Here is an 8,374-nt window from a genome sequence, read left to right on the forward strand (position 1 = left end):
GCTCGTCCCCGATTAGGGGAGCAATTTACGTGAGGCAACGGCTCAGCATCCGGTAACAATTAAGGCGAGGCAATGCGCCCCGATGGTGGCTTATCGCTTCGAAGACAGCCGCTCCGGCGAATGCGCGGTCCGGCACCTCAATGGTTATCGCGGCATCTTGCAGGTGGATGGCTATGCCGCCTATAACAAGCTCGCGCGATCCGATCGCGGCAATGATGGCATCACATTGGCTGGCTGCTGGTCACACTGCCGGCGCAAGTTCTACGAGTTACATGTTGCAGGGAGCTCAGAAGTGGCAACGGCGACGGTCGAGCGGATGGCGAAGCTTTGGCAGGTCGAGAAGACCGTGCGCGGTCAAAGCCCCGACGCACGCGTCGCCGCGCGCCAGCAAGCCTCCGCGGCGATCGTCGCAGATCTCTTCGACCTCTGGCAGCAGACCTTGCGGCGGATCTCCGGCAAATCAAAACTGGCTGAGGCGATCCGCTATGCGGTCTCGCGCCGCGCCATCTTCGAGCGCTTCCTGGCCGACGGCCGCATCGAGCTCGACTCCAACATCGTCGAACGCGCCATCAGGCCACAAACAATTACGAGAAAGAATAGTCTCTTCGCTGGCAGCGACGGCGGCGGACAAACCTGGGCGACTATCGCAACACTGCTGCAGACGGCGAAGATGAACAACGTCGATCCGTTCGCCTGGCTCGCCGTAACGCTTCAGCGTATCGCCAACGGTTGGCCGAGCAGCGAACTCGACGCGCTTATGCCATGGAACCACGCCGCCTGACGGCCTCAGCTTGCCGCTTACCGTCGTTCGATGGGCAACACGACAATACAAACGGTTCCGAGGACACGTTGGCGGTATGGGAATGGTTGCGATCGCTGAAGCGACGCAATCCAGGCCTGTTCGCTCACTGGGTTGCCGGATCAACGGTTGGATGACGGGAGCCGGATGAATCACGAGGTTCACGTCCGGTTCTGAGAGAGCGCGGGGCTGCAATGCCCCGCGCCACTCACCTATCTCAAGCGCTATACCGACGGCCGCGAGATCAAGGCAGGGGTCGCGAGCTGGATCGCCTTCTACAACGATCGTCGCCTTCATCAGGCACACAGCTATCGCACGCCGATGGCGGTCTGGCGAACCGATGCAGGTCGCGAAGTCTGTGGACATGGTGGACAACGCTGACGCGTTGACCACATGAGCCCTGTGATCCGATCCCGGTGCGTTGCGCCGCCCGAAACACCGTTCCCGATTGACTATTCGTAATACGCATTTTCTATCACTCTAGTAGGTAAACCATCTGCCACTGACTGGTCACTCGGCAACCGATAGGGCCTCGGCTTTTAATCGAGATCAGGTGTCGTAATCCAGCTGGCGTCCTGCAAGAGGTCTTGTTTGAAGCACTTTTCGTACCTGCGCAATCAGCAAGGAGCTTACGGCTTGGGCGGCGGGGGCGAGGTCGCCAGAGGAGATGAGGCAAGCTGTCATATGGATCGGCGGATCTATTACGAGCGGCCTCAGATCTTCGTCGCCCGGAATATCGGGAATTTCGCCCTTGGGCAGGATCGCATTTGCGAGACCCGCCCTGACAAAGGAGAGCGCATTGGCAAACGTGTCGACTTCTGCGATGCAGTTCGGCACGACGCTGACCGCTTCAAACGTCCGATCTAATGCGTCGCGAATCGTGTTTGGGCGTGTCGGCAAAACAAGAGGGAGCTCAGCCAACTCCTCAGGCGAAACGGCGGTAGCGACTTCCCCTTTATCGCGAGGACGTACTAAGTGGAGTCGTTGTTGAAAGAGTGGCTGGCGGGTAACGCCTGGGGTGGGCGAATCCTCGAGCACAGCGCAGATGTCAAGGGCTCGTGATGCGATGAGCGGCTTCATCTGAAGAGAGTCACCGGCAACAAGATGGAGGCGCACTTTTGGGAGCACCTTCCGGCTGGCTTCCATCAAGGCGCAGGAGAACGAAGCGGCGAGCACCGAGCCCATGCCGAGCTTTACCGTACCTTCCGGTTCTCCTGCCGCAGAGCGGACGATGCTGCGCAGTTGGTCAACCTGCTGAAGGATGGACGTGGCCTCGCGATAAAAGACCGCACCCTCACGAGTGGGGCGAACGCCGCGTACGCTACGGTGCAGCAGCGCCACGCCGAGCTCGGCTTCTAAGGCAGCCATCTGCTGACTAAGGGCCGGCTGCGCCACGTGGATCGTCGCCGCTGCTTGGCAAAAACTACCAGCATCCACGATGCCCGTGAAATATCGGAAATGACGCAGTTGCATAAAGCTGGAAGACATAGCCCCCTAACATCGCCCGTCGTTGTTCAGACCTTTGATTGTCCCGTGCGGTGCCGGCGGATCAAAAATCCCGGATGCATATTGGGACGAATGCATTCGCCAAAAAACGGGGAAGCACATCACCGGGTGCACGGCAGGTCGGATACTATGTCCGCTGACAGCGGACTTCGAATCGAGGGGGCCTAACCGGCGTACCTCAGGCAATGTTCCGGATAATACCATTCAGCGCTTCGTGAACCGCTTTGATGACGGTCGAATTCAGGCTCAAGAGTGTAGTGTGAGTGTTCATTGAGAGCTGAAGCTTGAGCTGATCCATGGTGTCGTCCGGGTTCATGGTCGCCATGTGAGTTCGCAAGCTGCGTTCAGATGCCGCAACAGATCTGCCAAGCGAGCCATTGATACTGCTGAAATCCACCTCACCCCTCCAAGCCAGAGGATACACCGCTGTGGTGGCGCATCCATGTTGTACTGACAGCGTCTGCTGCGGCATTTATCGCGTCAAGCAATGTGCACAATGCGTCGAAATGACGCCTCGTGACGCCTCGATCCATGTCACGTTTTAACGATTGTCGCCAACTCTCGAACTCTCTCTCGAGGGCAGACAGCGTTGCGCCATCGACGTCATCTACCAGCTGTTTCAGCAGCTCAAGCACCACTGGAGGCTCGCTCACGGTTGATCCTCCTCTACTAACCATTCTGGCCTGCTCAGATAGGGAACGTGCACGTCGGCCTCTCCGACCCGCACAAGCATTCCGCCCCGGTCGATGACAACAATTTTGCCGAAGTGATCGATATTGTCGCCAACTTTTAGCCGCGTTCCGTTCTCAATGACGATAAATGGAGACCGGCCGAGGTGCACACCTCTCGCTATCGGCAATACCACTGGCGAACAGTGTGCCTCGAGCCGAATGTGGGGTGCGAACTTCTCCTCGAAGCGGGAAGCAACGGTCTGCCATTCGCTATAGGCGGTTGGGGTAAGCGTCCCCGAAACAAGGACGACGTCTGGCTTCACAACGATACGAATCATGCGACGGAGTTCGGCTGTCGTCGCTCTCTCAAGAAAGCTTCGCGCGCGGTCCGGCGTTGTGACCGTGTCATCAATTATGCGGACCCCCGGAATATCCTGCTGCAGGTGACGAAGGGCTGCCTTGACGACTGCATCGTTCGGGCCATATCCCGCGACTGATATCTCTCCGGGGCTCCCCACGCGAATACTCCCCTCGATGCCGAATGCCCGCATTACTGTCGTTGACAGGTCGATGATCTTTGCATCGGACAGGGCGCTGGCGATTGCCGATTTCGATGTTATCTCTGCTGTTAGCCCGGCGTCGCGTAAGGCTGCTTTGATCTTTGTCGCCTCTCCACGTCCCAAGTCGCCCTCGATGATCAGGTTATCATGGGAGAGCGCGATGCTGAGCCCGCTTCCGACGTTCAAATCGCCAAGGACGCTCCAGGCAAGTTTGATCGGATCGGCACCCAGAACGGGGGGCGGAGTGAAAGAGGAAACCACACTCGTTACCCCGGCGTAAGTTCCGGAGACGATGATAACAAGGACGCAAGCGGCCGCACCAAGCCGAAATGGCCGAGGTATCGAGTTCACCACAAGACGAATTTCTCGCCCCCGGGGGGCCCGTCCTTCGAGAGCTGGGGGGGCCTGCTCTGCGTGCAGCCTTCTGCGCTCGACCACAGAGTCGATATCGGGAAAGCTCCCACCAGTCGGCCCGATACTGAAAATCGTCCGCCCAACCTGAACCGGAGTGAGTGGATCGAGGGTCGTCGGGCACTCTGTTAGACAATCACTACCGCCGATGAGCACACCCGGTGCCAGTGCGGTGATCTGGATTTGCCCGGCCTCGATGACAATGCGAAGATGTGAGGCAACCAGTTCCGGATCTGCGAAGGTAAGGTCGTCAGCGCCATGGCTACCGACTAGCCACGCTCCATCGCCGAGCGATGTCTCGGCCCCTTTGTTGGGGCCAGATAGCACATGCAAGGACAGCTGGATCTGATCGCCCGTGGGAGCATCTTGTTCTATATTGGCATTTCTCATTGCAGCGATATCCGTCCCAATGGCTGTATGGAGATATCGGGGGGAAGCTCCTGATAGGATAACACTGGAAGTTCGTAAAAGTCGGTTTCGATGACCTTGCGTAGGTATCGACGTATATCCATCGAAGCCAGCAGCACCGGCTTATGCGGCTGCTGGTTAAGGTTGCCGATAGCTTCTCGTATTGCGTGAATGATCTGACTTGTGGTTCGCGCGTCAAGGGCGAGATAGCTGCCGGCGGAAGTCTGCCGAATGGCATTGCGCACTGTATCTTCCGCTTCTGGCGTGAGAAGATAGGCGGGCAGCAGGTTCATGCCGATACAATACGGGATGCAGACTTGCCTCTTCAGCGCACAGCGCACATGCTCGGTCAGCAGGACAACGTCTTTTTCGTTCTGTGCCCGTTCGACCAGTGCGGCGAGGATGGTGCGCATGTTACGCAGTGAAACCTCCTCCGCGATCAGCCGTTGAAAGACCTCTGAAATCTTCTGCAGAGGCGCTGAGCGGAGTACTTCCCTTACGAGTTCCGGGAAGCACACCTCGATGCGATTCAAAAGAGTTTTTGTTTCCTGGATACCGATAAACTCGAAAGCATGCCTGCGCAGGATTTGGCCAGTTTGGTAGCTAAGGATCTGCACCGATTCCAGGAAAGGGATGCTGGCAGCTCGCAATGATTCGCGATGTATGGCGTCCACCCAGACCGTCTCGATCTGAGGAAGAAAGGATTTGTCCAGAACATACGGAATGCCCACAAGATCGAGGTTCTCAGAAGTATCACGTGCCAAAAGATGTTGCGAGCGCAGTCGCCCTTCACCGCATGGTATTTCATTTACCATGATGACATATGCTCCATCCTTGCAGCTGTCGTTCATCCGCACATTGATCGCTGGAAGAGGGACGCCGAGATCAAGAACGAGCGCATGCCGTTCTGCATCCAATGCTTTCTTCAGCAGATCGGGAGGGATGGCCGCCTGAACGTCATGACCAATGTCGATCATCAGTGGCACAGTGAACTCGATGCCATTGTCGTCGGCTCCATCAGCCCCGCCGGTCGGCTCGTCCGAGGCTGTTAAGCGCGTTCCCCCTGTCACCGAGTAGCGACGCATTGCCGGTGTGGCCTGCCGCTGATTACGCTGTAATTCCCAGCCACCGCCTCCGACTACAACCGCCAAGACCATAAAGATTCCCGTCGGAAAGCCAGGGACGAACGAAAAGAGGAGGAGAATGAACGACGCGACAATCAGCGCACGTGGTTGTGCGCTGACCTCGTCGCCGATTTCGTTGCCGAGATCTGCGCCGCGATATTCGTCACTAACCCTCGTAACGATAAACCCCGCGGTAATCGCTGTGAAGAGAGCCGGTATCTGACCGACGAGCCCGTCTCCGATCGTCAGGATCGCATAGACCTCGAGCGCCTCGTACAATCCCATTCCCTTTTGAAGCGCTCCAATCGCGATCCCGCCTATGATGTTCACGGCAATGCTGATCAAGCCCGCGATGGCGTCACCCTTGAGAAACTTCATGGCGCCGTCCAAGGCACCGTACAGCTGGCTCTCGCGCTCAATCGCAACGCGGCGCCGACTTGCCTCTCGGATATCAATACTGCCGGCACGCAAGTCGCCGTCAACACTCATTTGTTTGCCCGGCATCGAATCCAGAGAAAACCGTGCAGCAACCTCCGCCACACGCTCAGATCCCTTGGTGATGACGAGAAACTGAACAATTGTGATGATCAAAAAAGTGATAGTGCCCACCACGAGATTGCCGGCCACCACAAAGTCCCCGAATGTCTTGATGATCTGGCCGGCGTCTGTATGAAGCAAGATAGCGCGTGTCGCGGCGACGCCAAGCGATAGCCGAAATAGCGTCGTGACCAAGAGCGCTGAAGGAAAGGAGACGAACGCAAGGGGGGATTTAATGTAGACCGCCATCATCAGCAGGACTGCCGAGAGTCCCAGGTTGAGGGCCTGTAGCACATCCATGAGGACGGGCGGCAGTGGAATGATCATCATGAAGATGATCGTGATCAGCAGCGCCACCAGAACAATATCATTACGGCCGGACGCGACTGCTCGGACTGTGTCAAGAAACTTTACACTAGACACGCGGTGTATCCTCTATAGGTGCGCGTGGGCGCGAATGATGTGACGAACCGCAGACGGCTTCCCGCCTCGGCGCTGACGCTTGCCCAAATGCTTTGACTAACGCTCGTGGCGCTCGAATCGGCCCTCAAGGTCCTGTGACAATGGTAGAAACCGCTTTGCATGGGCAGAGCCCCTCATCCGCAATATTCAGCGTCGGCGGTGCGACGCGCCAGACGGTGTTGAGGTCGATTTGTCAGTCCCAGCTGCCATCCTCGGCACGCACCTAAGCAGCGATTCTCGCGCGGCCTTTTCTTGAAAAAGTCGCTGAGCTTACGAAGTCACGTAGCGTAACATAATGCAGGTGGGCTTCTTAGGCTTCGGGACAGCTCTAAGCATCGCTCCGACTCGGGGTTTGCAATCTCCCGACGGTCGCCTTCGAGACAATGTCGTGTTGGGAAACGATCAATAGTGTTCCCGCCCTCGGAGCGGTTGGAGATGCGTGGGACGTCCAGCGTCGGCTCCCCCAAGCAAGTAAGGATCGTCCAACTGATACCATCGTTTCGCCGGAACATGACGCCATCTCCTAAGCCTTGATTGATCTTCTCGCGGTAAACCGCAGGGCGGTTCGGATAGTTCGTTCAAGATCAGTTCAACCTCTTCCGGAGGTAGCAATTATCATGCCTACTCCGCTCTCGAACTAGGAGGCCCATCATCAGCAGGAATGTACGCGTGGCCGGCGTTTAACGAGGGGGATTTAGATGCTGTTCATTCGTCATCCGACCTGGGTCACGTTATTGTCGATATCAACCATGACTATGCAACGATTGTATTCCCCGTCGCGCGTGGCGAATGATTGAAAACGTGTGCCAAGGCGACCGACTGGGCTGCGCGGAGTTTGGGGTGGCCAAGTATGAATTTGTTGTGACGCGGACACTGCCACTGCCACGTACCCAGACTGTGCAACTTTATCACCTCACAAGTGCGACCGAGCCCGACGCGTGAAATGGACCCGCGGAGCGGGGCCGCTTGAACCGGTTTGTTAGTTGGAAACTGACCGCTCCTGATCTGTTTTTATCACGCTGCCAGAGACTCTGCCTGCTGCAGTTGCTGTTGGCATGAGGTCAACGCGTCAGCGTTGTCCACCATGTCCACAGACTTCGCGGCCTGCATCGGTTCGCGCCAGACCGCCATCGGCGTGCTATAGCTGTGTGCCTGATGAAGGCGACGATCGTTGTAGAAGGCGATCCAGCTCGCGACCCCTGCCTTGATCTCGCGGCCGTCGGTATAGCGCTTGAGATAGGTGAGTGGCGCGGGGCATTGCAGCCCCGCGCTCTCTCAGAACCGGACGTGAACCTCGTGATTCATCCGGCTCCCGTCATCCAACCGTTGATCCGGCAACCCAGTGAGCGAACAGGCCTGGATTGCGTCGCTTCAGCGATCGCAACCATTCCCATACCGCCAACGTGTGTCCTCGGAACCGTTTGTATTGTCGTGTTGCCCATCGAACGATGTAGGCATCGATCGTGCGCAACTCCTCTTGAAGCTTCGAGGGATAAAACCGCCCGTAGTAGCGCACGCAGCCCGTCAGGACTGGACGGACCCATTTGGCGATTTCCACCAACCAAGATCGCTGCGCCGATGCAGCCGCCACCTGCGCACGGTATGCCGCATCCGTTTTCCGGCCTTCTTGCTGACGGCCGGGCTGAATGAGACGAACCGCTCACCGTGTCGATTGTTCGCCATTCTCGGCCGAAAGCTATAGCCGAGGAAGTCAAACGCCTGCTCCGGATAAGCGCCGGAGCGATTGGCATCTTTGCAATACACGATGCCGGATGCAGCCGTAGTCCGCATTCCGCAAACCTGGGTGTTTAGTCCCGGCATTTGCTGGAGCGGGTTGAGTTTGAATCGTTCTGGCTGGGAAGTCCAGCATTTGCAAATGTGTTCGTCGGGTGTGAG

General features: G+C 57.4%; 5 protein-coding genes and 2 pseudogenes. 1 reads left to right on the plus strand and 6 read right to left on the minus strand.

Features of this window, described 5'->3' with window-relative positions:
- Positions 1-67 precede the first annotated feature (67 nt).
- A pseudogene (tnpC, locus tag ACM43_RS01070) lies at positions 68-781 on the plus strand (IS66 family transposase); the annotation flags it as partial.
- Positions 782-1,348: 567 nt separating this feature from the next.
- Here the strand turns inward: tnpC and ACM43_RS01075 are convergent.
- The 6 genes and pseudogenes from ACM43_RS01075 to ACM43_RS01095 all read right to left on the minus strand — a co-directional run.
- Entirely contained in the window at positions 1,349-2,287 is a 939-nt protein-coding gene (locus ACM43_RS01075; protein ID WP_050996323.1) for a LysR substrate-binding domain-containing protein, read from the minus strand.
- 196 nt (positions 2,288-2,483) lie between these two features.
- Complete coding sequence (locus ACM43_RS01080; protein WP_157786105.1) at positions 2,484-2,702, minus strand: EscF/YscF/HrpA family type III secretion system needle major subunit; 219 nt, start codon at positions 2,700-2,702, stop codon at positions 2,484-2,486.
- Positions 2,703-2,954: 252 nt separating this feature from the next.
- Positions 2,955-4,337, minus strand: coding sequence for an FHA domain-containing protein (locus tag ACM43_RS01085; protein WP_036032188.1), 1,383 nt, complete (start codon positions 4,335-4,337; stop codon positions 2,955-2,957).
- Complete coding sequence (gene sctV, locus ACM43_RS01090; RefSeq protein WP_036032189.1) at positions 4,334-6,439, minus strand: type III secretion system export apparatus subunit SctV; 2,106 nt, start codon at positions 6,437-6,439, stop codon at positions 4,334-4,336. The genes ACM43_RS01085 and sctV overlap by 4 nt, the downstream gene beginning before the upstream one ends.
- A 1,354-nt stretch (positions 6,440-7,793) precedes the next feature.
- Positions 7,794-8,069, minus strand: coding sequence for a group II intron maturase-specific domain-containing protein (locus ACM43_RS38705; protein WP_442869237.1), 276 nt, complete (start codon positions 8,067-8,069; stop codon positions 7,794-7,796).
- Positions 8,003-8,374, minus strand: a pseudogene (locus ACM43_RS01095) (hypothetical protein); the annotation flags it as partial. The pseudogene ACM43_RS01095 and the gene ACM43_RS38705, both read right to left, overlap by 67 nt.

Origin of the sequence: Bradyrhizobium sp. CCBAU 45321 (assembly GCF_028128975.1) — a bacterium.
GTDB lineage: Bacteria > Pseudomonadota > Alphaproteobacteria > Rhizobiales > Xanthobacteraceae > Bradyrhizobium > Bradyrhizobium yuanmingense.

What these genes read in the sequence shown, in the direction of transcription:
- ACM43_RS01075 (WP_050996323.1), bottom strand. Translation starts at nt 2,287, where the DNA reads ATGTCTTCCAGCTTTATGCAACTGCGTCATTTCCGATATTTCACGGGC.
- ACM43_RS01085 (WP_036032188.1), bottom strand. Translation starts at nt 4,337, where the DNA reads ATGAGAAATGCCAATATAGAACAAGATGCTCCCACGGGCGATCAGATC.